A 232-nucleotide genomic window follows, 5' to 3' on the forward strand; every position below is an offset into this window, starting at 1 on the left:
CGGGATGCACACGATGCTGTTCGGCATGGATGCGGAGAAACCGGGAGATTCAATGCCGTGGCCGGATTCTCCCGATGTGAAGGAGCTGCACCCGTATGCGATCCGGGGAAAAGCCGCCTACGAGATCAACGGAAGCAGGCTAGTCTATTTGGCGCCTCTGTCCGACGTCCTTAAGCAGATCGGAGCGGGCGGCTTCCAGTATTCGGTTGAGATGAACCAGTCGTTCTATTCG

General features: G+C 57.3%; 1 pseudogene. It reads left to right on the forward strand.

The window, feature by feature from the left end:
• A pseudogene (locus KVT34_RS31350) lies at positions 1–232 on the forward strand (sensor histidine kinase); the annotation flags it as partial.

Origin of the sequence: Paenibacillus sp. GbtcB18, assembly GCF_019091125.1 — a bacterium.
Lineage (GTDB): Bacteria > Bacillota > Bacilli > Paenibacillales > NBRC-103111 > Paenibacillus_F > Paenibacillus_F chitinolyticus.